Source organism: Sphingomonas sp. GW821-FHT10C01, from assembly GCF_059415525.1.
Window position 1 is genome coordinate 2,363,984 of record NZ_JBWKNK010000001.1, and the last position, 25,768, is coordinate 2,389,751.

Annotated in this window: 24 protein-coding genes; 11 read left to right on the top strand and 13 right to left on the bottom strand. The window is 65.5% G+C overall.

Going from position 1 to position 25,768, the window contains the following annotated elements:
* Nucleotides 1-38 precede the first annotated feature (38 nt).
* The 9 genes from dnaE to AC07M1_RS11665 all read right to left on the bottom strand — a co-directional run bounded on the left by dnaE (nt 39) and on the right by AC07M1_RS11665 (nt 9,903).
* Nucleotides 39-3,521 carry a DNA polymerase III subunit alpha gene (gene dnaE / locus AC07M1_RS11625; protein WP_495162697.1) on the bottom strand — a complete coding sequence of 1,161 codons (3,483 nt, stop codon included), beginning with the start codon at nt 3,519-3,521 and terminating at the stop codon, nt 39-41.
* 74 nt (nt 3,522-3,595) lie between these two features.
* Entirely contained in the window at nt 3,596-4,267 is a 672-nt protein-coding gene (locus AC07M1_RS11630; protein ID WP_495162698.1) for a hypothetical protein, read from the bottom strand.
* Entirely contained in the window at nt 4,264-4,743 is a 480-nt protein-coding gene (locus AC07M1_RS11635) for a glutathione peroxidase (RefSeq protein ID WP_495162699.1), read from the bottom strand. The genes AC07M1_RS11630 and AC07M1_RS11635 overlap by 4 nt, the downstream gene beginning before the upstream one ends.
* 20 nt (nt 4,744-4,763) lie before the next feature.
* The gene (locus AC07M1_RS11640) at nt 4,764-5,384 is read right to left on the bottom strand and encodes a DUF937 domain-containing protein (protein ID WP_495162700.1); all 621 of its coding nucleotides are present in this window, start codon (nt 5,382-5,384) and stop codon (nt 4,764-4,766) included.
* Between the two features lie 95 nt (nt 5,385-5,479).
* Nucleotides 5,480-6,085 (bottom strand): signal peptidase I, encoded by a 606-nt coding sequence (gene lepB, locus AC07M1_RS11645; RefSeq protein WP_495162701.1) that lies wholly within the window; start codon nt 6,083-6,085, stop codon nt 5,480-5,482.
* On the bottom strand, nt 6,082-6,675 hold the full coding sequence (locus AC07M1_RS11650; protein WP_495162702.1) for a GNAT family N-acetyltransferase: 594 nt from the start codon (nt 6,673-6,675) through the stop codon (nt 6,082-6,084). Before AC07M1_RS11650 ends, lepB begins: the two co-directional genes overlap by 4 nt.
* On the bottom strand, nt 6,672-7,346 hold the full coding sequence (locus AC07M1_RS11655) for an ABC transporter ATP-binding protein (protein ID WP_495162703.1): 675 nt from the start codon (nt 7,344-7,346) through the stop codon (nt 6,672-6,674). Before AC07M1_RS11655 ends, AC07M1_RS11650 begins: the two co-directional genes overlap by 4 nt.
* The gene (locus AC07M1_RS11660; protein WP_495162704.1) at nt 7,339-8,589 is read right to left on the bottom strand and encodes a lipoprotein-releasing ABC transporter permease subunit; all 1,251 of its coding nucleotides are present in this window, start codon (nt 8,587-8,589) and stop codon (nt 7,339-7,341) included. The genes AC07M1_RS11655 and AC07M1_RS11660 overlap by 8 nt, the downstream gene beginning before the upstream one ends.
* A 402-nt stretch (nt 8,590-8,991) precedes the next feature.
* Complete coding sequence (locus tag AC07M1_RS11665) at nt 8,992-9,903, bottom strand: LysR family transcriptional regulator (protein ID WP_495162705.1); 912 nt, start codon at nt 9,901-9,903, stop codon at nt 8,992-8,994.
* A gap of 103 nt (nt 9,904-10,006) precedes the next feature.
* On the opposite strand from AC07M1_RS11665, the gene AC07M1_RS11670 reads away from it, so the two are divergent.
* Nucleotides 10,007-10,480: a YybH family protein gene (locus tag AC07M1_RS11670; RefSeq protein WP_495162706.1), complete on the top strand. Its 474-nt coding sequence runs from the start codon at nt 10,007-10,009 to the stop codon at nt 10,478-10,480.
* A gap of 117 nt (nt 10,481-10,597) precedes the next feature.
* Here the strand turns inward: AC07M1_RS11670 and AC07M1_RS11675 are convergent, their stop codons facing one another.
* Complete coding sequence (locus AC07M1_RS11675) at nt 10,598-13,057, bottom strand: TonB-dependent receptor (RefSeq protein WP_495162707.1); 2,460 nt, start codon at nt 13,055-13,057, stop codon at nt 10,598-10,600.
* 223 nt (nt 13,058-13,280) lie between these two features.
* Between AC07M1_RS11675 and AC07M1_RS11680 the strand changes: the two genes are divergently transcribed.
* Nucleotides 13,281-13,748, top strand: a complete 468-nt coding sequence (locus AC07M1_RS11680) for an Hsp20 family protein (protein ID WP_495162708.1) — start codon at nt 13,281-13,283, stop codon at nt 13,746-13,748.
* Between the two features lie 84 nt (nt 13,749-13,832).
* Here the strand turns inward: AC07M1_RS11680 and AC07M1_RS11685 are convergent, their stop codons facing one another.
* Complete coding sequence (locus AC07M1_RS11685; protein WP_495162709.1) at nt 13,833-14,735, bottom strand: alpha/beta hydrolase; 903 nt, start codon at nt 14,733-14,735, stop codon at nt 13,833-13,835.
* Nucleotides 14,736-14,903: 168 nt separating this feature from the next.
* Between AC07M1_RS11685 and AC07M1_RS11690 the strand changes: the two genes are divergently transcribed.
* Complete coding sequence (locus AC07M1_RS11690) at nt 14,904-15,992, top strand: winged helix-turn-helix domain-containing protein (RefSeq protein ID WP_495162710.1); 1,089 nt, start codon at nt 14,904-14,906, stop codon at nt 15,990-15,992.
* A 1-nt stretch (nt 15,993) separates the two neighbouring features.
* Here AC07M1_RS11690 and pyrG read toward each other — a convergent pair whose 3' ends face one another.
* The gene (gene pyrG, locus AC07M1_RS11695; RefSeq protein WP_495162711.1) at nt 15,994-17,631 is read right to left on the bottom strand and encodes a CTP synthase; all 1,638 of its coding nucleotides are present in this window, start codon (nt 17,629-17,631) and stop codon (nt 15,994-15,996) included.
* An 86-nt stretch (nt 17,632-17,717) separates the two neighbouring features.
* Nucleotides 17,718-18,083: a preprotein translocase subunit SecG gene (gene secG, locus AC07M1_RS11700; protein ID WP_495162857.1), complete on the bottom strand. Its 366-nt coding sequence runs from the start codon at nt 18,081-18,083 to the stop codon at nt 17,718-17,720.
* Between the two features lie 269 nt (nt 18,084-18,352).
* Between secG and AC07M1_RS11705 the strand changes: the two genes are divergently transcribed.
* The 8 genes from AC07M1_RS11705 to eda all read left to right on the top strand — a co-directional run bounded on the left by AC07M1_RS11705 (nt 18,353) and on the right by eda (nt 25,764).
* Nucleotides 18,353-18,712: a MarR family transcriptional regulator gene (locus AC07M1_RS11705; protein WP_495162712.1), complete on the top strand. Its 360-nt coding sequence runs from the start codon at nt 18,353-18,355 to the stop codon at nt 18,710-18,712.
* Nucleotides 18,645-19,022 carry an SH3 domain-containing protein gene (locus AC07M1_RS11710; RefSeq protein WP_495162713.1) on the top strand — a complete coding sequence of 126 codons (378 nt, stop codon included), beginning with the start codon at nt 18,645-18,647 and terminating at the stop codon, nt 19,020-19,022. The genes AC07M1_RS11705 and AC07M1_RS11710 overlap by 68 nt, the downstream gene beginning before the upstream one ends.
* A complete protein-coding gene (gene argC / locus AC07M1_RS11715; RefSeq protein WP_495162714.1) occupies nt 19,019-19,951 on the top strand; it encodes an N-acetyl-gamma-glutamyl-phosphate reductase in 933 nt (310 codons plus the stop codon). The genes AC07M1_RS11710 and argC overlap by 4 nt, the downstream gene beginning before the upstream one ends.
* A 99-nt stretch (nt 19,952-20,050) precedes the next feature.
* Complete coding sequence (zwf, locus tag AC07M1_RS11720) at nt 20,051-21,508, top strand: glucose-6-phosphate dehydrogenase (protein WP_495162715.1); 1,458 nt, start codon at nt 20,051-20,053, stop codon at nt 21,506-21,508.
* Between the two features lie 42 nt (nt 21,509-21,550).
* Entirely contained in the window at nt 21,551-22,261 is a 711-nt protein-coding gene (gene pgl / locus AC07M1_RS11725; RefSeq protein WP_495162716.1) for a 6-phosphogluconolactonase, read from the top strand.
* A gap of 80 nt (nt 22,262-22,341) precedes the next feature.
* On the top strand, nt 22,342-24,168 hold the full coding sequence (gene edd, locus AC07M1_RS11730; RefSeq protein ID WP_495162717.1) for a phosphogluconate dehydratase: 1,827 nt from the start codon (nt 22,342-22,344) through the stop codon (nt 24,166-24,168).
* A 19-nt stretch (nt 24,169-24,187) separates the two neighbouring features.
* Nucleotides 24,188-25,159 carry a glucokinase gene (gene glk, locus AC07M1_RS11735; protein WP_495162718.1) on the top strand — a complete coding sequence of 324 codons (972 nt, stop codon included), beginning with the start codon at nt 24,188-24,190 and terminating at the stop codon, nt 25,157-25,159.
* Nucleotides 25,156-25,764, top strand: a complete 609-nt coding sequence (eda, locus tag AC07M1_RS11740) for a bifunctional 4-hydroxy-2-oxoglutarate aldolase/2-dehydro-3-deoxy-phosphogluconate aldolase (protein WP_495162719.1) — start codon at nt 25,156-25,158, stop codon at nt 25,762-25,764. Before glk ends, eda begins: the two co-directional genes overlap by 4 nt.
* Nucleotides 25,765-25,768: the final 4 nt, after the last annotated feature.

Sequence of the window (25,768 nt, forward strand, 5' to 3'; positions counted from 1 at the left end):
CCTGCGGATTTGAAGGGGCGGATGCAAGAGGCGAGCGATCAGCTCGCCAGCGCGAGCCTGGGCAGATCGGTCGGTTTGAGTTCGCAGGCGGTGACGCCGGGCAGGCCCTCGATCCGGGCGGCGAGTTCGCCGTCGATGCGGAAGTTGCGGCCGAGCATCAGTTCGGCCTCTCCGCCACTGGGCAGAGGCGCATCGAGGATGACCTCGCACCGTCCACCACGCGCGTCGGCGAGCTGGTGGGCGATGGCGGCGAGCGCGCTCGGTTCGGTCGCGGTCAGGCGCAGGGTCAGGCGGACATCCTTGGCCATCCCCTCGAACGGCTGGACCTTCCTCACCGTGACGCGCGCGCTGTCTTCGCCCGCGCGCCGGTCGAGCTCGAGCGTCAGGATGCCACAGCCGCCGATGCGCGAGGCGTCTTCCATCTCTTTCGCGGTGAAATCGTCGAAGCAGGTGCAGGGCACGGTGCCACTGGCGTCGGACAGCGTCGCCATCAGATAACGCTTGCCGCGTGCGGAGGTGCGCCAGCGCGCATCCTCGATCAGCGCGGCGATGGTCGCGCCGGCACGGCCACCCTCGGCGATGTCGATGTCGTTGAGGCTGACGATGCTGCGCGCCGCATGAAGCCGGGCGAGGTGCTGGTAGCGGTCGAGCGGATGCGCGGAGAAGAAGAAGCCGAAGGAATCCTTCTCGGCCTCGATCTTCTGCCCCAACGTCCAGCGCGCGCTCTTGGGCAGCTGGATCGCGGAGCCGACCGGCTCGGCTTCGCCGAACAACCCGCCCTGCCCGCTTTCGCGATTGGCATGGGTGCGCTGCGCGACTGCGAGAATAGTCTCGGCGGCGGCATAGACGCCGGGCCGGTCGGGGGCGATGCTGTCGAAGCCCCCCGCCCCGGCCAACGCCTCGACCTGGCGCTTGTTGAGCAGGCGTGGATCGACGCGGCGCGCGAAATCGTCGAGGCTCTGAAAGCGCCCCTTGGCGTGACGCTCCTCGACCAGCAGCTCCATCGCCTTTTCGCCCACGCCCTTGAGGCCGGCGAGAGCGTAGCGGACCGCGAAGGCATCATCGACCGCTTCCACCGAGAATTCGGCCTCGCTCGAATTGATGTCGGGCGGCAGGCAGGCGACGCCGAGACGTTTCATATCCTCGACGAAGATCGCCAGCTTTTCGGTCTGGCCGAGTTCGAAGCACATCGAAGCGGCGTAGAATTCGTGCGGGTAATGCGCCTTGAGCCAGGCGGTGTGATAGGCGAGCAGCGCATAGGCGGCGGCGTGCGACTTGTTGAAGCCGTAGCCGGCGAACTTGTCGATCAAGTCGAACAGCTCGTTCGCCTTGGCTTCGGCGATGTCGTTCACCTTGGCGCAGCCCTCGACGAACAAAGCGCGCTGAGCGTCCATCTCGGCCTTGATCTTCTTGCCCATCGCGCGGCGCAGCAGGTCGGCGCCACCGAGCGAATAGCCGGCCAGGATCTGCGCGGCCTGCATCACCTGTTCCTGATAGACGAAGATCCCGTAGGTCTCCTTCAGGATCCCTTCGAGCGCCGGATGCGGATATTCGATCGGCTCGAGCCCCTGCTTGCGTCGCCCGAACATCGGGATGTTGTCCATCGGGCCGGGGCGATAGAGCGAGACGAGCGCGATGATGTCGCCGAAATTGGTCGGCCGCACCGCGGTCAGCGTGCGCCGCATGCCTTCCGATTCCAGCTGGAACACGCCGACGGTGTCGCCGCGCTGGAGCAGTTCGTACACCGCCGGGTCGTCCCAGCCGAGCGCGGCGAGATCGATCTGGATGTTGCGCGCGGCGAGCAGCTCGACGCCCTTCTGCAGCACCGACAGCGTCTTGAGGCCAAGAAAGTCGAACTTCACCAGCCCCGCGCCCTCGACATATTTCATGTCGAACTGGGTGACGGGCATGTCGGAGCGCGGATCGCGGTAGAGCGGGACCAGCTCCGCGAGCGGGCGGTCGCCGATCACCACGCCTGCTGCGTGGGTTGACGAGTGGCGTGGCAGGCCTTCGAGCTGCATGGCGAGATCGATGAGGTGCTTCACCCCCTCGTCGCCGTCATATTCGGCCTTGAACTCGCTGACGCCGTTGAGCGAGCGCGGCAGCGTCCACGGGTCGGTCGGGTGGTTGGGGACGAGCTTGGCGAGACGGTCGACCTGGCCATAGCTCATCTGGAGCACTCGGCCGGTGTCCTTGAGCACCGCGCGCGCCTTCATCGTTCCGAAGGTGATGATCTGCGCGACCTGGTTACGGCCATATTTCGCCTGGACGTAGCGGATCACCTCTCCGCGACGGGTTTCGCAGAAGTCGATGTCGAAGTCGGGCATCGACACGCGTTCCGGGTTTAGGAAGCGTTCGAACAACAGGCCAAGCTCGAGCGGATCGAGGTCAGTGATGGTCAGCGCCCAGGCGACGACCGAGCCCGCGCCCGAGCCACGGCCCGGCCCCACGGGGATGCCGTTGATCTTGGCCCATTTGATGAAGTCCGCGACGATCAGGAAATAGCCCGGGAACCCCATCTGGATGATGATGTCGGTCTCGAACGCCAGCCGCGCGAAATATTCCTCGCGCTTCGCCGGGTCGGTGACGCCGGCCGTTTCCAGCCGGGTTTCCAGGCCCGCGCGCGCGTCGTCGCGCAGCTGGGCGGCCTCACCCTCCAGATCGCCGGCAAGGCTGGGCAGGATCGGCTTGCGTTTGGGCGCGGCATAAGCACAGCGCTGCGCGACGACGAGCGTGTTGTCGATCGCCTCGGGCAGATCGTCGAACAGCCGCTTCATCTCGGTTGCGGGCTTCATCCACGTGTCGGGCGATGAGCGCGCACGCTCGTCGCTGGCGACATAGGCGGAGCCGGCGATGCACAGCATTGCATCATGCGCCTGATGAAAATTGGGCTCGGCGTAGCAGGCCGGGTTGGTCGCGACGATCGGGATGCCGCGATCATAGGCGAGGTCGAGCAGCTTGGGCTCCGCCCTGCCCTCGACCTCGTCAAGCCGCCGGATGATCTCGATATAGAGGCGGTCGCCGAACAGCGCCTGAAGCCGGTCGGCATAGGCGAAGGCCGCGCTGTCCTGTTCCTCGGCGAACATCCGGGCCAGCCCGCCCTCCTTGCCCGCCGTCAACGCGATCAGGCCGTCGGTACGGCCTTCGAGGTCAGAGAAGAGGACGTGCGCGTCCTTCTCGATCGGGCGCTCGAGATGCGCGCGCGAGACGAGATCGCAGAGATTCTGGTAGCCGCGCTGGTCCTGCGCGAGCAGCGCCAGCCAGTCGAGCGGCGGGTTGACACCCTCTGGCATGTCGGGCCGCTCGACGCATAGCAGCGTGCCGACGATCGGCTGAACGCCCGCCTTCTTGGCGGCATCGCCATAGGGCATCGCGGCGTAGAGGCCGTTGCGGTCGCAAAGCGCCGCCGCCGGGAAGCCCAGTTCGCGCGCGCGCCCGGCGATCGCCTTGGGCTCGATCGCGCCCTCCAGCATCGTGTAGGCGGAAAAGATACGGAGGGGGACGAAGCCGGAATGGGGCATGGGATGGTTATAAATGGGGGCGATGAAGGGTCAAAGGAAGCGGCGGGGTTTTCCACAGCTAATCGTGCGCTGACCTAGTCTTCCCGGCTCCGCTTCATTTTCAGCGTTCCCAGCGCATAGGTCAGCGTCAACGTGCCACCATCCACCGTCACGACTGCGTCGGTCATGTCGGCCACACCAAAATCATTGGGTGTCAGGTCGAACATCGCCGTCGTGCCGGGCCGCGCATTGAGCGCCAGGCGCGGAAATTCGATCCGGTGCGAGGGGATACTGAACGTAATGGAGCGGGGAATCCGCTTCTCGTCCTCCGGCAACGACCACGAACTGCCGGGCAGATAGCTGTCCAGTGGCTCTCCGCTGTCGAATTCGATCCGCAGATCGACGCCCGGCACATCGCGCCCCGTCGGCCCCACCAGGCGAATTGCGAAGGGTTGACCGGGCGTGGCCTCCACCCGTCCGGCCCTGATCGTCGGCGGGACCGGGCGTGGATCGCTGGTCAAATGGACCCGGTTGTCGTTCGCCTTCCACCGTCCCTCGGCCAACTGATCCAGCGAACCGACAGTCAAGCCGAACTGGAACCGCCCGTCCTTCCCCAGCCGCAACCCGGCGACCATCTCCCGCTCGGATGCGACATAGTTGCCGGCGAGGCTGGTGGACGCGGACTCCGCCGCCTCCTGAGCATAGCCGGGTAAGGTCAGGGTCAGAAACAGGCCCGCAAGGGCCGCCGCCCCCCGCCGAGCGCTCAAAGTAGCTTCTCGATATCCGCCGCGATATCCTCGGGCTTGGTCTGGGGGGCATAGCGGTCGACGACATTGCCGGTGCGGTCGATCAGGAACTTGGTGAAGTTCCACTTGACCCCCTCGGTCCCGAACAAGCCCGGCGCCGCCTTCTTGAGGTGGCGGTAAAGCGGCGCGGCGTCGGGGCCATTGACGTCGATCTTGCCGAACACCGGGAAGGTCACGTCATAGGTCAGCGAACAGAAGTTCGCGATCTCCGCCGCGTCGCCCGGTTCCTGCGCGCCGAACTGGTTGCAGGGGAAACCGAGCACCTCAAACCCGCGTTCGCCGAACTGGCGGTGAAGCGCCTCCAGCCCTTCATATTGCGGGGTGAAGCCGCACTTGGAGGCGACGTTGACGATCAGCAGCACCTTGCCGGCATAGGGCGACAGATCGACCTGCGTTCCTTCCGGCGTGGTGACCGGAATGTCGGTGATCGTGGTCATTGTGTTTCCTTCCAACGGGCTCAGCGGGTGAGCTTGCCCGCCATGCCGATAATGTCATCGAGTGGGTTGCCGTCGCCGTTGAGGTCGATGAGCTTGCCGAGACCGCCAAGCCCGCCTGCGGGTGCAGCAGCTGCCCCGCCGCCCAGCACGCTGCCCAGCACTCCGCCAAGCCCTCCCGCGCCGCCACCGCCGAGCATTCCGCCGATCAGGCCGCCCAGCCCGTCGCCTTCACCCTGCTGGCCGCCCTGCTTAGCCAGATAGCCGGCCACGAGCATCGCCAGGATCGGCAGCATCTTCTTGAGCAACCCGGAATCGAGCCCGGTCTGCTCCGCCGCGTGGCCCGCGACGGTGCGGCTGACATCCTTCGATCCGAAGATCTGGCCGAGCACGTCATTGCCCTGATCTACCGGGGTCGGCGTGGGATTCAGCACCGCGTCGAGCAGTCCGCCGCCGCCGAGCTGGCCGAGCAAGCCGCCCAGTCCCTCGATCCCTCCGCCGGTCTGGGCCTGCTTCTTGAAGCCGCCGAGGATCGCCGGGAGCAACGCTTCAGCGCCCGCCTTCGCGGTATCCGGGGACACGCCAAGCTCGCTGGCCATCGATTCGATACCGCCGGTCTGGGAAAGGATATCGGTCAGATTCATGCCGTTACTCCCGTGCGCGCCGGGCCTGAGACGGGCCGGCAGGTCGCGACCATAGCAGTCGAGGGCAGGCGCGCGAACCGTGGTGATCGCGCGGATCAGTTGCTGGTTATATCCTCTGCCACCACCATGCCGAACACATCGGCGAACGACACCAGTCCGCTGCCGCCCATTCCGCCCGGTTGCGCGGGATAGCGGCTGTCCGCCGAATTGTCGCGATTGTCGCCGAGCAGGAAGAGCCGTCCCGGGGGAACTCGTATCGCCGCCATATCGTCCCCCGGGCTGGTCCCGAAATCGAGTACGCGATGCGGCACGGATTCGCCTGGAAATTGCTCAGAAAGGATTCTCGCGGACTCGCCGTCCACCTCGATTGTGCCCCCAGCCGTCTGGGGCACCGGCTTGCCGTTGAGAATAATCTGGCCAGCCCGCATTTCGATCCGGTCGCCGGGCAGGCCCACCACCCGCTGAACCCACATGCTCTTGCCCATGGCGAAGGTGACAACGTCGCCGCGCCTTAGCTCCGACGCTGGTTTGCGACGCGACGTCACTCGATCGCCCTTGCGAATTGTGGGCGCCATGCTTTCCGACGCGCCGTAGAATCGGCGCCATGGAAGCTCGTCATTCAAGATCAGCTTTGCGCCATAGGTGCTCACACCTGCCACCGCGGCTCCGGCGGCGATGAGGGGTGCGATCCACCACTTCATGCCCCCTCATCCCCATAGCGTTTCATCAACTGATCGAGATTGCGACGTACCCCGAGCCACTCATGCGCGAGGATGCTGTAGGCCGCGCTGTCGCGAAGGTGATCGCCCAGGACCAGATGGCCGCGCAACACCCCGTCGAGACGCGCACCGAGGCGCTCGATCGCTCGGCGCGAGGCGTGGTTGAGGAAATCGGTGCGCAGCTGGACGCAGTTTGCACCAAGCTCTTCGAAGGCATGGGCGAGCAGCATACGCTTTGCCTCGGTATTAAGGCCGGTGCGCTGGACGCGGCGGGCATAGACTGTGCCGCCGATCTCGACCCGGCGGTGCGGCTCGCTCATACGCATGAAGCGGGTGACGCCGGAGATCGAACCGCTCGCGTCGAGCACCGTGAAGGGAAGCACGCGCCCCGCGGCGGCTTCGGCCTCCAGTCGCTCGTACCAGCCGTCGATCGTTGCGGGCCCGGGGACGAAGGTAGTGAACACCTCCAGATCCGCGAACGCCTCAAGCAACGCCGCTCGGTCGTCTCGATGGAGCGGGCGCAGCGTGACGTGCCGGCCCGTCAGGGTCGGCGTCTCGCGCCAGACACTCACTCCAGCACGCCCTCATGCAGCCGCACGACACGGTCCATCTTCGCCGCGAGCCGCTCATTATGCGTCGCGATCAGCGCCGCGGCCCCTTCCCCGCGCACCAGCCGCAGGAATTCGGCGAGAACGATATCGGCGGTATGCTCGTCGAGATTGCCTGTCGGCTCGTCCGCCAGCACCAAGGCCGGCCGGTTGGCGAGCGCACGGGCCACCGCGACGCGCTGCTGCTCGCCGCCCGAAAGCTGGCTCGGCCGGTGCGTCAATCGCGCGCCAAGGCCAAGCGCGGTGAGCAGGCCTTCCGAACGTGCCCGCGCATCGGCAAAGGTCGCGTTCTGGATGAGCTGCGGCAACTCGACATTCTCGAGCGCGTTGAAGTCGGGCAGCAGATGGTGGAACTGATACACGAAACCGAGCTTGTCGCGTCGCGTGACGGTTCGCGCATGGCTCTCGAGCTTGCCGACCTCTACGCCCGAGATGCGGATCGAACCCTCGAACCCGCCTTCGAGCAAGCCAACGGCTTGCAACAGGGTCGACTTGCCCGAGCCGGACGGCCCGAGCAGCGCGACGATCTCGCCCTGCCCGACCGTCAGGTCGACCCCGCGCAGGACATGGATGTCCGCCCCGCCCTGGCTGAAGGTGCGCTTGAGACGGACGGTCTGAAGTACAGGCTCACTCATAGCGCAGCACCTGGACGGGATCGGTGCTCGCCGCCTTGAAGGCGGGGTAGAGCGTGGCGAGGAAGCTGAACACCAGCGCCATCAGCGCGATCCCGGCGATCTCGACCGGATCGGTCTTGGCGGGCAGTTCGGTAAGGTAGCGCATCGACGGGTCCCAGATCTCCTGCCCTGTGATGAAGCCCAGGAAGGTCAGCACCCCATGGCGGAAATAGAGCAGGATGAACCCTAGGATCAGCCCCGCAAGAATACCCAGCGATCCGATCACCGTGCCCACAGTCACGAAGATCTTGATCAGCCCGCTCCGCGTCGCACCCATCGTGCGCAGGATCGCGATGTCGCGCGTCTTGGCGCGCACCAGCATGATCAGCGAGGACAGGATGTTGAACACCGCGACCAGGATCAGGATCGACAGCACGGTGAAGGTAACAAGCCGATCGACCGCCAGCGCCTCGAACAGGGTCGCGTTGAGCGTACGCCAGTCGGTAAGCTGACCGACGCCTGCGACCTCCTTCGCGAGTGGGGCGAGGATGTCGCCGACCTTGTCGGGATTGTCGGTGTCGATCTCGACCATCCCGACGGTATCGCCCATCAGGAGCAGCGTCTGCGCATCCTCCATCGGCATGACGACGAAGGCCTTGTCGTAATCATAGACGCCGATCTCGAAGATCGCGGCGACGCGATAGGAGACGATGCGCGGGACGGTACCGAACGGACTGGTCAGCCCCTGCGGGCTAAGCAGCGAGACGCTGCTCCCGGGCGCGGCGCCGAGCGTCTGGGCGAGCCGCGACCCGATCGCGATACACTCGCAGCCCGGCGTCAGCCCTTTGAGGTCGCCCGCCAGTACATTCTTGTTGAGCGTCGGGTTGGCTCGGATGTCGGGCATGGTCATGCCACGCACCAGCACACCCTCGACCCGACCCTGAAAGCTCGCCATCAGCGGCTGCTCGATCAGCGGGGTGGCGCTGACGACGCCGGGGGTCTTCTTCGCCTGCGCCGCGATCTCGCGCCAGTCGCGTAGCTGTCCGCCATAGCCCTGAACCACCGCATGGCCGTTGAGACCGGTAATCTTGTCGAACAGCTCGGCGCGGAAGCCGTTCATCACGCTCATGACGATCACCAGCGCGGCGACGCCAAGCATCACCGCGACCAGGCTGATCGATGCGACGAGGAAGATGAACGCCTCCCCCCGCCCAGGCAGGAGGTAGCGGCGGGCGATCATCCGCTCATATCGGGAAAGAAGCATATCGGCGCGTGTTAGGGCGTGTTTGCAAATTCGCAAAGAAGCGAATTCCGTTGGCGGCGGTGGCCGGCGGCGCATTCGTAACGGATGCGCTCAAACCCACGCTGTTGCCAAATAAACACAGGATGAATGCAAAGCGCGGCGGTGACGTCATCGACCCGTGACAAGCGGCACCCGCCATCCTAGCACGTCCCCACGAAGCGCAGGCAATGGCCGTGGTTCGGGGAGGCTCTCCCGTCCCGTCCTTCTCCGGAAGGATGCGTGGGCAGGAAGCCACAAGGGGGCTGACGAGGCATCGTCACGCAGGCGCCCGGGCTGGAAACGGCCCGGGCGTTTCGCGTTTCCTGATACGTGATCTCGTAGCTGAACACCCTTCTGCAAGGCCGGGGACGAGCGTGTCGCCGCTCAGTCCGGCAGCATCGGAAACAATTCCGGCGCCATGCGAACCGCGAAATCCTTGAACAGTCGCACCGGACGCGAGACCTGCCGGTTACCCAGATGCACGATCGACAGGTCCTCCGCCTCGAAGCGCCAGTCCGGCATCACCTCGACCAGCTCTCCGCTGCGTAGCAGATCGGCGCGGACGACCGGCGGCAGATCACCGATGCCGCCAGCGGCGAGCAGCGCCTCCGCGACTCCGGCATAGTCGTTCATCGCGAGATGCGGCGTAAAGGACAGGGTGAAGGGTTGGTCGTCACCGGCCCTCTTCAACGACCAGCTACGCTGCGGCGTGCCCAGCGAGAAAGCGACGAGCCGATGATCGAGCAGTTCGCGCGGATGCTGCGGATGCCCCGCGCGTTCGAGATAGCCGGGACTCGCGACCAGTTGGCGCCGGTATCGCAGCAAGCGCCGCGCAACCATCGACGAATCCCGAAGCTCACCCACCCTCAGCATCAGATCGACCCCCTCCGCGATCGGATCGACCATGCGCTGGGTAACGAAGACGAACACCCGCACCTTCGGATAGGCGGCCTGGAACGCACCGACGAGCGGGACGAGCAGCGTATCGGCGACGTTCGGCGGCGCGGACACCCGCAGCGTTCCCGACACCTCCGAAAGCCGGCTCGAAACCACGCGTTCGACCAAATCGTTCAGTTCGGCGCTGCGCTGCGCCTGTTCGAGGATGTCCGCGCCGGTGTCGGTCAGCCGCAATTTGCGGGTCGAGCGCTCGAGCAGTCGCGCGCCCAGTTGATCCTCGAGCTCCGCGATTCGCCGGCTGACGGTCGACACCGGCATGTGCAACCGCCGCGCAGCTTCGGAGAAGCTGTTGGCTTCCACCACCTTGGCGAAAAGGACGAGTGCGTTGAGGTCGGCCATAACTTTCCTGATTTCAGGAAGATCATTCTCAATCTTACCGACTAATCGCCTAATCTGCCAGCGACTAGCTTTGCTTCATCAACCCAGAAGATGGAGACCGGCCATGACGACCAAAGACATCCTCGCATCCACGCTGTTCGCGGCAGCCACCCTGCCCACGACCGCCCATGCATCGGAGACGCCCAACCTCGCGGCGATCCGCGATGTGCTCGGCCGGTACGAGCGCGCGCTCAACGCCTCCGACACCGATGCGGTGATGCCGCTCTATGCCGTGGACGCCGTCTTCATGCCCGCCTTCAGCCCGTCGGCGGTTGGCGCGAGTGAGATCCGCCAAGCCTATGTCGCGGTGTTCAAGGCGATCCGGCTCAACGTCAGATTCGATGTCATCGAGATCGTCCCGGTCGCGCCAGACTGGGCGTTCGCACGCACCAACTCGGCAGGCACAGTCACGATCAATGCGACCGGCGCGACGAGTGCGGAAGGCAACCAGGAGCTGTTCGTGTTCCACAAGGTGGGCGGCCACGACTGGAAGATCGCGCGCTACAGCTTTTCGCCGACCAAACCGCCGCAACCCTGAACCTTAGGGCGGGGAGGAACCACAGGAGCCTGGTTGTGGCCCCTCCCCTGGCATCTGTCACCCGCGCCGGCCTGTTCCTAAAGTCAATCGCGGGGACAGATACGTCTCGTTCATGGCCTAGAATTTGAAGCCGAGAGTCAGACCATAGGTGCGCGGATCGCCGGGCTGGCCGACGATCAGGCCGGTGTTGCTCGGACCGACCGTGAGCTGTTCGAAATAGTCGACGTCAAAGGCGTTGCGGACCCAGCCATAGAGGTCGAACTGATCGCTGCGGAAACCGAAGCGGAAGTTGGTCAGCGCATAGCCCTCAACCCAAGTGTACGCCGAGGGCGACGGGTTGGACGAGAAGCGCGAGCGGTAATTGCCGTCGATGCCCAGATAGACCTGCCCGTCCTTGCCGAACAGCGACACCGGGACATTGCCCTCCGCGCCGTAGGAGAAGGCCCATTTGGACACGCCCGGCAGCGCCGATCCCGAAATGTCGCAATTGGCGGGGCTGAGACCGCCCGGGGTGCCCGGCGCGCTCGGCGTCTGGCCCGCTGTCACCGTGGTACCGCCCGACAGTTCCGGCGGGCACGGCGCATCGACGAACTTCACATATTTGGCGTCGGTATAGGCGCCGTTGAAATAGGTACTGAACCGCTCGCTCGGGCGCGCCGAGAAGTCGATCTCGAACCCTTGCGTGCGCACCTTGTCGGCATTGGCGAGATAGCCGCGCAGCACGCCGAGCTGGCCGTTGGTCACCGTCGCCTGATAGTCGTCGATGGTGGTGCGATAGGCCGACAGGTTCAGCGTCGCGCGTTTGTCGAAGAACTGGGTCTTGAGGCCAATTTCCCAGTGATTGACCGATTCGGGCTTGATCGACCCGGCCGCTGCGATCGGCACGCCCGCCGCATCGGTCGGCAGGCCGTTCTGGTTGATGCCGCCGGTCTTGAAGGTCTTGGCATAGGTACCATAGGCCAGCACGTTCGGCGCGATCTGGTAGCTGAGTGTCAGGTCGTAGCTGAAGTTCCAGTCGCTGAAGGTCGGCGCGCTGAGCTGGGGTGCGAACACACCGCGCTGCGCCACCTTGATCGGATCGGTCTGGCCGAACAGCACCGGGTTGCCCTGGCCGTCGAACACCTTGCGCTCGTAAAAGCCTTCCTTCTTGTCATAGTTGAGGCGCGCGCCCGGCTGGATGGTCAGACCCGGCACGACTTCCCAGTCGACCTGTCCGAACAGGGCGAGGCTGGTGTTCTTGAGATACTGCGTGTTCCGCGCCACCAGCCCATTCAGGATGTTGGCGGAGATCTGGCCGGCATTGGTCAGGTTCCAGCGGCTCGATGCCGCGCCCTGCTGCTCGGTGCCCTGGGTATCGATCCGCTGGTAGAAAGCGAAGGCGCCGAGGACGAAGCCGAGGTTCTTGGCACGATAATTGTAGCGGAATTCCTGGGTATATTGGTCGTGCTGCGACGGGTTCTGCGACCGCGAGACGATCGGCAGGCCGGTATAGTCGCGGTCATTCTCAGGCTTCCAGTCCCAGAAGCGCCACGCGCTGATCGAGGTCAGCGTGCCCGGCCCGACATCCCATTTGATGCGCAGCGCAGCGCCGCCGATCTTGTTGCCGGCGTTGAGGTTGGCGTCGATGTCGGTCAGCCGGTCGAACGGATTGGAGCTGACCACCGTATAGCCCTGTGCCGCGGCGAGTGCGGCATATTGCCGGTTGAGCGCACGCTGGGTGGCACCGGTGCGCACGAACACCGTGCCGCAGCATTCGGGGTTCTGCTCGCTATAGTCACCCGACAGCGTGATCGAGAGATTGTCGGTCGGCTTGAACAGCAACTGGCCGCGCAGGCCGATATTGTCCTGCTCGTTGATCCAATTGCCGGTCGTGACGTTGAAAATCGTGCCACGGCGGCTGGTCGAGGAGATGGCGAGGCGCGCGGCGAGATTGTCGGTGATCGGGCCGGAGATCGCGCCCTTGAACTGCTTGAAGTTCAAGTTGCCGACGGTCAGCTCAGCTTTGCCCTCGAAATCGAAGGTCGGCTGGTTGGTCGTGATGTTGATCGCGCCGGCAGTCGTGTTCTTGCCATAGAGCGTACCCTGCGGCCCGCGCAGCACCTCGATCTGGGCGATGTCGAGGAAGTCGAAGGTCGAGGACGCGGCGCGCGCGTAATAGACGTCGTCGATATAGATGCCGACACCCTGTTCGAACCCGTCGCTGGTCAGCCCGAACGGGGCGCCCAGGCCACGGATGTTCACCGCCGAGTTGCGCGGGTTGGACGAATAGAATTGCAGCGTCGGGGTGAGCTGCTGAAGCTTGCCGACATTGAAGTTTCCGGTCGAGTCGATCTGCCCCGCGCTCAGCACGGTGATCGCCACCGGCACTTCCTGAGCGGTTTCCTGACGGCGGCGACCGGTGACGATGATCTCGCCCGACGCGGCTGGATCGGCTTCGCCCTCGGCGCTTTCCGGCGCCGGGTTCTCGACGGCGGGTGCCGGCGGCGTATCGGCCAGCGCAGCCGGTGATGTGCTGGCGAGCAGCAGGACGGATAATGCAGTCAGGCTCACGAAATGGCTCCCCCTGTGGTGTCGCATTAAACTCCATCAGGTTGGTAGGTTTTAGCCAGAAAGCGATTCTATTCCTACCTGCTTGGTAGGCTTTATATCGCGATCACCGCACATTTCGTCGCGCCCTTGAAACCCGTCACCGGCTTCCCAAATCAGAGTTGCGCGGCGCCTTCGGGGCCGGGCAAACCTGGCATCGCGGCTTAGCTGGATGTCACAAGGCGTTGAAATTGCTCATAAGAGGATTCGCTTTATGCGTCAGATCGACCTTACCCCCTTCCGCCGATCGGCCATCGGCTTCGACCGGCTCTTCGACATGCTCGAAGCGACCGCGCGCCAGTCGGGCAGCGAGAATTACCCCCCGTTCAACCTCGAACGGATTTCCGACGACCAGTATCGGATCACGATCGCCGTCGCCGGCTTCAAGCCGAACGAGATCGAGATCACCGCACAGCAGAATCTGTTGCTGGTTGCCGGCAAGAAGGCCGAATCGCAGGACAATGAAACCGCGCAGATGCTGCATCTCGGCATCGCCAATCGCGGGTTCGAGCGCCGCTTCGAACTGGCGGATTTCGTCCGCGTCGAGAGCGCGGACCTCAATGACGGCCTGCTCGTGATCGTGCTGGTGCGCGAAGTGCCCGAGGCGATGAAGCCCAAGAAGATTGCCATCGGGACCGGCAGCGAAGACGGCGCCGCGATCGAGCACCGTTCGGTCGGCTGAGCCGCAGAAAGCCAAAAGAGCGGCGCCCCCTCCCCCTTGCGCGCCGCTCCACGGGGCGTCCGGACACCGGTCCGGGCGCCCTTTCTATTTTGTCGCCGGCAGCAGGACCTTCAGCGCACGGGTAAAACCGCGCGGGGCAACCGAGACATGGTCCTCGCCGTTCAGCACCTCGTCCTCCAGCACCAGCCCCGGATAGCCGCGCTTGCGCAGCACCGCCACAAAGGCGCGACTGTCCGCGACCAGATCGGTTTCCTGGTTGAACCGGGGATCGCCCTTGCGCACCGCCTCATATTCGCCGGTGTAGAGAAAGACCTTCGCCTTTAGATCGCGATGCTTCGCGGCATACGTGGCCTCGACTCCGAACATGTACCGTTTGTCGTACCAGAGCGACGGGCTACCCAGCACATAGCCGCCGAACATCTCCGGCTCGCTGAACAGGATCTGCGTGGCGAGCAATGCGCCATAGCTGTGCCCGAGCAGGATGCCGCGCCCCGGTGCGGTGCGGTAGCGGCCGGTGACGAAGGGCAGCGCCTGATCACGCAGCCAGGCCTGGTGCTTCGTACCCTCACCATGTTTCGCGTCCGGCGGGGTGCCGCTCGGCCCGTTGGGCGTCGGCGTGTAGTCGCGCCGCCGGCTCGCCACCGCATCGTCACCCTTGGCATAGGACAGGCCGACCAGGATGAACTCCTCGACCTTTGGTCCCTCGACATTCAGGCGGCGCGCGATCTGGCGGATGATCGGGAAGGCATAATCGGCATCGGTGACGTAGAGCACCGGATAGCGGCGCTGTGGTTCCTTGGCATAGGAGGGCGGCAGGCTGACGAAGAGCTGGTAGGTTCGCCCCGTCGCCGGGTCGGGAACATCCCATACCTCCGTCCCCAGCAGCTCATAGGCTTGTCCGTCCCCGCGCTGTGTCGCGGCGCCGCTTGCCATGGGCGTCACCTGCGGCGCGGCATTTCCGCACGCGGACAAGGTCAATGCCGCCATGGCGGCGCCGAATATAGCCTGTTTCAAGCACTTCCCCCCTCTTCCCGTTGCTCCGTCTGCTAGCGTATCGGCGAGGCCCGGCAACGGCGCCGAGCGGGCAAACCGCCTGATCGTTGCGCAGGCGCGACGGATCGCCGTCTTGCCTCACCCGTGGCGCTGGGGCATCGATTGGATGCACCCCAAGCGCGAGGCTTCACGAACGACATGGCCGGCGGCTTCCGCTTCGAAGGTTTCCACCTCGACCCTGCCAACCGGCGGTTGACGCACGACGGCGCGCCGGTTGAGCTCAATGCCCGTTATCTTGACGCGTTGACCCTCTTGACGAGTGAGTCCGGCCAGCTCGTTTCCAAGGACCGCTTCATGTCCGAGGTGTGGCGCGGTATTCCGGTAACCGACGAGGCGCTGACCCAGTGCATCCGTACGCTGCGTCGCCAACTGGGCGACGATGCCGCCAGCCCCCGTTTCATCGAGACCGTTCCCAAGCACGGCTATCGCTTCATAGCGCTCGTCGAAGGTGTAGCGGCGATCGCACCGCCAGAGCCCCTTACCACCCTGCCTGGCCGCTGGGACGATGCCGTAGTCACCGCCGGCTTCGCCATTCTGGGCGGCGGCGTCGCGGGGCTGATCGGCGGGCTGATCTATGGGTTCGTCGCGGCATCGCAGCCGGTGCAGACCGGCGCGGCGTCGGCGCTGCTGGTCCTGCTGTGCATCACGACGCTGGTCGCCACCGTCGGCGCGACGGGAGTCGGGATCGGCATCGCGGTGGCGAACGCGCTGTCGGAGCGACCATGGCGCTGGAGCATCCTCGGGGGCGCCGCAGGCGGCCTTGTCGTCGGCGCGCTCGGCAAGATGCTTGGGCTGGACGCCTTTTCGCTACTGCTCGGCCAGTCGCCTGGCGATATCACCGGCGGGCTGGAAGGAATGCTGCTCGGCGGCGGTGTCGGCCTCGGCTGCTGGCTCACGCATCGCGGAGGCTCGCCCCGCCTCCGCCGCGCCATCATCTTTGGCGGCCTGACAGGAGGCGCCACAGGCCTGCTCGCAGTGCTGCTCGGTGGGCGCTTGCTGGCAGGCAGCCTCGCACTGCTCGGAGAGCAATTCCCGGATTCGCGTCTGCGGATCGACCAGATCGGAAGCCTGCTGGGCGAGACCGGGTTCGGTCCGCTCAGCCAGGCGCTGTCGGCGACATTGGAGGGCACGCTGTTCGGTGCTTGCACCGTCGGCGCGATCGCCCTCGCCCGCCGCCAGCGGCGGGGCTAGATCAGACCAGCCGCGACTGGCGCACCGCAGCTTCGATGAAGCTCGCGAACAGGGGGTGCGGGTCGAACGGCTTGGATTTCAGTTCCGGGTGGAACTGCACGCCGACGAACCACGGATGGTCGGGCCGCTCGACGATCTCGGGCAGCATCCCGTCGGGCGACATGCCCGAGAAGACGAGGCCGCCCTGCTCCAGCGCATCGCGGTAGCCGGTGTTCACTTCATAGCGGTGACGATGGCGCTCGCTGATCTCGTCCGAGCCGTAGATCGAACCGACAACCGAGTTGCCCGCAAGCTTCGCCGGATAGGCGCCGAGCCGCATCGTGCCGCCAAGGTCACCGCCCTCTTCGCGCTTCTCGATGCCGTCCTTGCTCATCCACTCGGTGATGATGCCGACCACCGGCTCGTTGGTCGCGCCGAACTCGGTCGAGGATGCGCCCGAGATCCCCGCCACGTTCCGTGCGCCCTCGACGCAGGCCATCTGCATGCCGAAGCAGATGCCGAAATACGGCACCTTGCGCTCACGCGCGAAGCGGACGCTGGCGATCTTGCCCTCCGCCCCGCGCGATCCGAACGCACCGGGCACTAGGATGGCGTGACATGATTCCAGATTCGCCGCGACTTCCGAATCTTCGCCATTCTCGAACAGCTCGGCATCGATCCAGCGGATGTTGACCTTCACGCGGTTGGCGATGCCGCCATGCACCAGCGCTTCGTTCAGCGACTTGTACGCGTCGGGCAGGCCGACATATTTGCCGACCACGCCCACCGTCACTTCGCCCTCGGGGTTGAACAGACGGTCGGTGATTTCGGTCCAGCGGCTGAGATCCGGGTTCGGGCCCGGCTCAATCCCGAAGGCGCGCAGTACTTCGCCGTCCAGACCCTCGGCATGATATTGCAGCGGCACCGCATAGATGCTCGGCGCGTCGAGCGCGGGGATGACCGCGCTGGCCGGCACGTTACAGAACTGTGCGATCTTGGCGCGCTCGCCCGCAGGCAGCGGCTTTTCGGCGCGGCACACCAGCACGTCGGGCTGGACGCCCAGCGAGGCCAACTCACGCACGCTATGCTGGGTCGGCTTGGTCTTCAGTTCGCCTGCCGCCGCAATGTATGGCACCAGCGTCACATGGATGCTGATCGAGCGGCCGCGGCCCAGCTCGTTCTTGAGCTGACGGATCGCCTCGATGAACGGCAGCGATTCGATATCGCCGACGGTGCCGCCGATCTCGCACAGCACGAAATCGAGGTCGTCGGTCTCGGCCTGGGCGAAGTCCTTGATCGCATCCGTGACGTGCGGGATCACCTGTACCGTCGCGCCCAGATAGTCGCCGCGGCGCTCACGCTCGATGATCGTCTTGTAGATCCGGCCCGAGGTGATGTTGTCCGACTGGCGCGAGGCCACCCCGGTGAAGCGCTCATAATGGCCAAGATCGAGGTCGGTCTCGGCCCCGTCGTCGGTCACATAGACCTCGCCATGCTGATACGGACTCATCGTGCCCGGATCGACATTGAGATAGGGATCGAATTTCCGGATGCGGACCTTGTAGCCGCGCGCCTGGAGCAGCGCAGCGAGGCTTGCTGCCATCAGGCCCTTGCCAAGCGAGGAGACCACGCCGCCGGTGATGAAAATATACCGCGTCATGGGAGTCACCGACTAGCCTTTATGCACGAGTGGGGGCAAGCGCCCGACTCCGGGCGCCGCCAAAAAAACTTGCCTTGAAAGCCCGCTTACTTGGCGAGCGGAACCGCGCTGTTGTCGGCCGGAGCCAGCGGCGCGGTGGCCGGCTGGGTTGCCGGCGCGGGACCGGTGCCCGGTGCCGGCGCGGTCTGCGCGGGCACGGCGATCCGGCTGGTATCGATCGTCCCGCCGCTGCGAGTCGCCGCCAGCGCCGCGAGCAGGATGCTCATCGCGATGAACAGCGTTGCCAGAATCGCGGTGGCGCGGGTCAGGAAATTCGCGGCGCCACGCGCCGACATCAGGCCCGACGGGCTACCGCCCGTGGTCAGGCCGCCGCCTTCGGACTTCTGCATCAGGATCACCGTCACCAGCAGTGCGGCGATGATGGCATGGACGACGAGGAGGAAGGTGAACAGCATGTCGGTCTTTCGCGGGAAAGCGGCGACATAGGGGAGGAGGCCGCCACGATCAACCGCCCAAACACGTTTAGGGATCAAGCGGATCCACCTGCCGCCGGAATACCGCCACGCCGACCGACCGTGGCTTGTAGGTACCGCTAACGAAAAAATGTCACAGAACCGGAACATTTCGCCCAGCCCCTGAAACCCGGAGGCGTTCAGCGCGTTGATGCCCCGGAAAAGCCCTGTTCCTTGCGGGCCTGTAACTAAATGAAGAGTGCGATGCGATGAACGCCGTGAGCGACCAGTCGCTTTACAACTGGAAAAACACATTGGTCGAATACGTCCGTTCGGGCGAACCCGATCTCACCAACCGGCAGATGGCGTTGATGCTGCTCGTTTACCTCGATTCTGGCCCTCATACGGTGCGCGGGCTGGCCAAGGCCCTCAACGTATCGAAGCCGGTTGTGACACGCGCCTTGAACAGACTGGGCGCACTCGGCTATCTGCGCCGCCAGCGTGATGAAACCGACAAGCGGAACATCTTTATCGCGCGTACACCTGAAGGGGCGGAGTTTCTTGCAGAATTCGGGCAATTCGTCGCCGGCGACCACCACGTCGGACAACCAGCCAGGCTTCGCGCGTAGCCGATTCGCGCTGACCGGCCGCTCGGTGCGGATCGATCCGCTGACCGATGCTGCCCGCCGGGATCTTGCCGACGTCCGCCTCGCCGACCGTGTCTTCGCACCTCATTACGCCGCGCCCGTCATCTATGTCGTGACCGCGGCGGTACCATTGCGTGCCGCCAAGGAAACCGACGCTGACATACTGGCGCAACTTGCCGAGGGCGATGTGTTCGAGGTGCTGGAGCTTTCGGCAGGCAGCGCCTGGGGCAGTGCGCCCGCATCCGGTCTGGTCGGCTATGTCGACGCAGCGCAATTGAAGGCCGCGGCATGACCGTCAGCATCTTTATCGACGGCGCTGCGGGGACCACGGGCCTTGAGATCCGCGAGCGGCTGGCGACACGCAGCGAGATCGAGCTGATCGCGCTCGACGACGCGGACCGCAAGGATGCCGGCAAGCGCGCCGAGGCACTCAACAGCGCTGACTTCGTCATCCTCTGCCTGCCCGACGACGCGGCGCGCGAGGCGGTCGAACTGATCGCCAACGACACGACGCGCGTCATCGATGCATCCACCGCACATCGCGTGGCCGATGGCTGGACCTACGGCTTTGCCGAGCTGGAACCGGCCCAGGCCGCGGCGATCGCCGAGGCGCGCTATGTCAGCAATCCCGGCTGCTGGCCCACCGGCTTCCTTGCGCTGGTGCGTCCGCTGGTGCGCGCGGGCCTGATCCCGCCCGACTGGGTCCTCACCGCCGGTGGCGCGTCGGGCTATTCGGGTGGCGGCAAATCGATGATCGCCGAGTTCGAGGACGGTAGCGAGCCGACCGGCTACCGCGCCTACGGCCTCAACCTCGAGCACAAGCATCTGCCCGAAATGCAGAAGCACGCGCGCATCGATCATGCCCCGATCTTCCAACCCGCTGTCGCGCGCACCTATCGCGGCATGCTGATCGAGGTGCCCCTGCCCCTGCAGATGTTGCCGCGTAAGCCTTCGCCGACCCAGATCGAGCAGGTACTGGCCGACGCTTATCGTGATTCGCCGATCGTCCGCGTCCTGCCCAGCGAAGACATCTCGCTGGTGCGGGTTGAGGACGATGCCGGGACCGACCGCCTGACGATCCGCGTGTTCGGCAACGCCGAGCGCGGCCAGGCACGGCTCGTCGCCACGCTCGACAATCTAGGCAAGGGCGCGGGCGGCGCGGCGGTGCAGAACCTGAACATCATGGCCGGGTTCGATCAGACCGCCGGATTGGTGCTTTAGGCCGATCCGGCCTCTTGCTTTAGGTCGATAAAGCGCAAGGCGCTTCGCAACCCGGAAATCCGCTGCTAGGGCGGGCGCGCAACGCGTTTGGGAGGATCGATGCGACAGCCATTCGGCAAACTGCTGCTGTTCGGAGCGACAGGGGATCTGTCGCAGCGGATGCTGATACCGTCGCTCTACGGCCTTCACGCCGATGGTTTGCTTCCTTCTGATCTGACGATCACGGGCACCGCACGGTCAACGCTGTCAGATACCGAGTTCCGCGACTTCGCGGCTAAAGCGCTCGACACCTATCTGCCCGAGGACCGCAAGGACGCGGGCGCGATCACCGCGTTCCTCGACCGGCTGCAGTATCAGGCCCTCGATGCTTCGGACCTCTCCGGCTATGCCGCACTCGCGGAAAAGCTGGGCGATATCTCCAAGGGTCTCGCCATCTTCCTGTCGACCGCACCCAAATTCTTCGAGCCGACGATCAAGGGCCTCGCCTCGGCGGGCCTCGCCGGAAGCAACGTGCGTATCGGCCTGGAAAAGCCGCTCGGCACCGACCTGCCCACCAGCCGCGAGATCAACGACGCCGTGGCGTCGGTCTTCCCCGAGGACCGCACCTTCCGGATCGATCACTATCTGGGCAAGGAAACCGTCCAGAACATCCTTGCGCTGCGTTTCGGCAATTCGCTGTTCGAGCCGATCTGGAACGCCGCCGGAATCGACCATGTCCAGATCACCGTGTCCGAGACGGTCGGCCTCGAAGGTCGCGCGGGCTATTATGACGAGGTCGGCGCGCTGCGCGACATGGTCCAGAACCATATCCTGCAGCTGCTCGCGCTGATCGCGATGGAACCCCCTGCCCGGTTCGACGGCACGTCGATCCGCGACGAGAAGGTCAAGGTCCTTCGCTCGCTCCGCCCGATCGAGGGACAGGACGCCGGAAATCTCACCGTCACCGGCCAATATACCGGCGGCGCGTCGACCGGAAAGATCGTTTCCGGCTATGCTGACGAGCTGGGCAAGGCGTCACGCGCGGAAACCTTCGTCGCGATCAAGGCGCATGTCGACAATTGGCGCTGGCAGGGCGTGCCCTTCTACCTGCGCACCGGCAAGCGCATGACCGAGCGCCGGTCCGAGATCGTCGTCCAGTTCAAGCCCGTCCCCCACTCGATCTTTGCCGAGCGTGGCGGGGTGCTCCAGTCGAACACCCTCATCATCCGCATCCAACCGGAGGAATATGTCCGCCTGCTGGTGATGGCGAAGGAGCCGGGCCTCGACCGCGAAGGCGTGCGCCTGCGCGAGGTGCCACTGAACCTCAGCCTCGAGCATGAGTTCGCGGGTACGCGCCGCCGCATCGCCTATGAACGCCTGCTGCTGGACTTGATCGAGGGCGATCCTACCTTGTTCGTGCGCCGCGACGAGGTGGAGGCGCAATGGAACTGGATCGACGCGATCCGCGCCGGCTGGGACACCGCCGACGTCAAGCCCAAGCCCTATGCCGCCGGCACCTGGGGGCCAAGCGCCGCCATCGCACTGACCGAACGCGACGGCGTCACCTGGAACGAATAACACCTCGTCTGAATATTGAACTATCCCGCTGGAGTTGTTGAAATGGCCGAAGAAATCGAATGGTGGGAGTATGAGGAAGCCGAGGAGTGGGTTGATGCCCTCGCCGGCGACATCGGCTTCATCATCGAGAGCGCGATCGATGCGCGCGGCGGAGCGGTGATCGCGCTGGCGGGCGGCAAGACCCCCGCCCCGGTCTATGATAAGCTCGCCGCCGCCAAGATCGACTGGAAGCGCGTGACGATCCTGCCGACCGACGACCGCATCGTCCCGCTGGGCGACGCGCTGTCGAACGTCACCGGCCTCGGCAAGACCTTCATTCCCAAGGGTGCGCGCGTCATCCCGCTCGTCAGCGAGAAGGCCGACGACTACAAGGCCGCCGGCCGCGCCGCCGATGCCCGCATCGCCGACTTCCACTGGCCGCTCGACCTGGTCCTGCTCGGCATGGGCGCGGACGGGCACACCGCCTCGATCTTCCCCGGCCCGGATTTCGACGAAGCGCTCAACGGCCCAAAGGAGCGCCGCGCGCTGGGCGTATTGCCCGATCCGCTTCCGCCGGAGGCACCCGTCGCCCGTGTCACCCTCTCGGGCGCCGCCATCGCCAACGCCAAGTCGCTGATGGTCGCGATCACCGGCGCCGAGAAGCGCAAGGTGCTCGAAACCGCGATCGCGCAGGGCGCATCGAGCGCCTATCCGATCGGCCGCGTGCTCGCTGAAACCGAGCTGCCGGTCGATGTTCACTGGCTGGAAGGATGAACTCCTCCCGGTCACCCCTAATTTCTTCGTCATTCCCGCGCAGGCGGGGATGACGGGCAACAAGGCGTGCAGATAAGCACATGACCAACCTCCTCCCCGAGATCGTCGCGGTCACCGATCGCATCATCGAACGCTCCAGGAAGCGCCGCGACGCCTATCGCGCGCTGATGGTCGCGCAGCGCGAGGCCGGCAGCAGCAGCCGTGGGCGGCTGGGCTGCGCCAATCTCGCCCATGCCTATGCCGGGACCGACGAGCAGCGCGACCTGATGAAGGACGGTCGCCGGATGAACATCGGCATCGTCACCGCGTATAACGACATGCTCTCGGCGCACGCGCCCTATTACCGCTATCCCGAGCAGATGAAGATCTGGGCGCTCGAGGCCGGCGCCACCGCGCAGGTCGCGGGCGGCGTGCCCGCGATGTGCGATGGCGTGACCCAGGGCTATGCCGGGATGGAGCTGTCGCTGTTCAGCCGCGACACCATCGCGATGTCGACGGCGGTGGCATTGAGCCACAACACGTTCGAGGGCGCCGCCCTGCTCGGCATCTGCGACAAGATCGTGCCGGGTCTTCTCATGGGCGCGCTCCGCTTCGGCCACCTGCCGATGGTGCTGATCCCCGGCGGCGCGATGCCCACCGGTATCGCCAACAAGGAAAAGGCGCGCGTCCGCGAGCTTTATGCCGAGGGCAAGGCGAGCCGCGACGAACTGCTCGACTCCGAAATCGCCGCCTATCACGGCAAGGGCACCTGCACCTTCTACGGCACCGCCAATTCGAACCAGATGATGGTCGAGGCGATGGGCCTGCACATGCCCGGCGCTGCCTTCATCCATCCCGGCACGAAACTGCGCCAGGAGCTGACCAAGGCCGCGGTCCAGCGGCTTCCACAGATCGGCTGGGACAGCGACGATTATCGCCCGATCGGCGAGATCGTCGACGAACGTGCCATCGTCAACGCTGCCATCGTGCTGCTCGCCACCGGCGGATCGACCAACCACCTCATCCATTTGCCCGCCATCGCGCGCTGCGCCGGGGTGGTGATCGACTGGGACGATTTCGACCGTCTGTCGCGCGTCGTGCCCCTGCTCGCTCGCGTCTATCCCAACGGATCGGCCGACGTGAACGGGTTCGAGGATGCCGGCGGCCCGACCTTCGTGATCCGCGAGCTGATCAAGGGCGGAATCCTGCACGGCGACACGCTGACGATCGCGGGCAACAGCCTCGCCGACCATGTGAAGCATCCGGTGCTTGAGGACGACAAGCTCGTCTGGAAGGAGCATGGCGAGAAGAGCGGCGACGATAGCATCGTCCGCACCATCGACGCGCCCTTTTCCGACGAGGGCGGCTTCCGCATCCTCTCCGGCAACCTCGGCCGCGCCTGCATCAAGGTCAGCGCTGTCGAGCGCGACCGTTGGACGATCGAGGCCCCCTGCCGCGTATTCAGTACACAGCAGGAAGTGCAGGACGCGTTCAAGGCCGGTGAGCTCGACCGCGACGTCATCGTCGTCGTCCGCTTTCAGGGGCCGCGCGCCAACGGCATGCCCGAACTGCATAAACTCACCCCGCCGCTGGGCGTGCTCCAGAACAAGGGCTTCCGCGTCGCGCTCCTCACCGACGGCCGCATGTCGGGCGCGTCGGGCAAGGTACCCGCGGCGATCCACCTGTCGCCCGAGGCGATCGGTGGCGGCCCCATCGGCAAGCTGCGCGACGGCGACGTCGTCCGCCTGTGCGCCGAAGAGGGCATATTGCAGGCGCTGGTCGAACCGGCCGAGTGGGAGGCGCGCGAACTCGCGGCGGCCCCGCCGCCCGACCTCGGCACCGGGCGTGAACTGTTCGCGATGATGCGCGCCGGCGCGAGCGAGGCCGAAGCCGGTGGCTCGGCCATGCTGGCCGCGGCGGAACTGTAGGAAAAGGAATTTGGAGAGAATGGAAGTCGTCGCGGTCGATATCGGCGGAACCCATGCGCGTTTCGCCATCGCCGAGGTTGAGGGCGGCCGCGTCGTCTCGATCGGTGAACCGGTTACCCAGAAGACCGCCGAACATGGCAGCTTCCAGCTCGCCTGGCAGGCTTCGGCGCGTGCGCTCGGTCGTGAGATGCCGCGTGCGGCGGCAATCGCCATCGCATCGCCGATCAACGACGAGCTGATCAAGCTCACCAACAATCCGTGGATTATCCGCCCGCCGCTGATCAAGGAGCGGCTCGACGTCGACAGCTATTCGCTGATCAACGATTTCGGTGCGGTCGGCCATGCGGTGGCACAGCTCCCGTCGGAGCATTTCCTGCACATCTGCGGTCCTGACGAGCCATTCGTGGAAAAGGGGTCGATCACCGTCTGCGGCCCAGGCACCGGGCTCGGCGTCGCGCAGGTCTTTCGCACCGGACCGCTTAGCTACCACGTTATCTCGACCGAGGGCGGGCATATGGACTTTGCCCCGCTCGACGGGATCGAGGATTCGATCGTCAAGCGGCTTCGTTCGACCTACACCCGCGTCTCGGCTGAGCGCATCGTCGCCGGCCCTGGCATCGTTCCGATCTACGAAACCCTTGCCGAGATCGAGGGTAAGCGCACGCATCGCCTCAACGATAAGGAGATCTGGTCGCTCGCCTTCGAGGGCAAGGACAGCCTCGCCGTCGCCGCGCTCGACCGCTTCTGCCTCAGCCTCGGCGCGGTCGCGGGCGATCTCGCCCTCGCCCATGGCCCGACCGGCGTCGTCATCGCCGGCGGCCTTGGCCTCAAGCTCAAGGACCATCTCGTCAACTCCGGCTTCGGCCAGCGCTTCATCGCCAAGGGGCGGTTCCAGGCGCTGATGTCCTCGATTCCGGTCAAGCTCATCACCCACCCCCAGCCCGGCCTCTACGGCGCCGCGGCAGCTTACGCGCAGGAGCATACCCAGTGAGCATCGAAACCATCATGCGCACCAGCGCGGTCATCCCCGTCCTGGTGATCGAGGATGCCGCCACCGCGAAGCCGCTGGCCGAGGCGCTGGTCGCGGGCGGGCTCAAGGTGCTCGAGGTGACGATGCGCACCGCCGCCGCGCTCGACGCGATCCGAGAGATGAAGCAGGTTCCCGGGGCGATCGTCGGCGCGGGTACCGTGGTCAACACCGACCAGTTCGCTCAGGTGATGGATGCGGGCGCCGAATTCATCGTCTCGCCGGGCCTCACCGAACGGCTCGGCCAGGTCATCGTGCAGAGCGGCGTTCCCTTCCTACCCGGCGTCGCCAATGCCGGCGACATCATGCGCGGCTACGACCTCGGCCTGCGCCACTTCAAATTCTTCCCGGCGGAAACCTCGGGTGGTCTCAAGGCGCTGAAAGCACTCGCCGGACCGTTCTACGAGGCGAAGTTCTGCCCCACCGGCGGCATCAGCCCCGCGACCGCACCCGACTGGCTCGGTTTCGATCCGGTGCTGTGCGTCGGCGGCAGCTGGGTGACGCCCAAGGGCGCGAGCTATGCCGAAGTCGAGCAGCTCGCCCGCGACGCGGCCGGCCTCGCCCGCTGAAGTC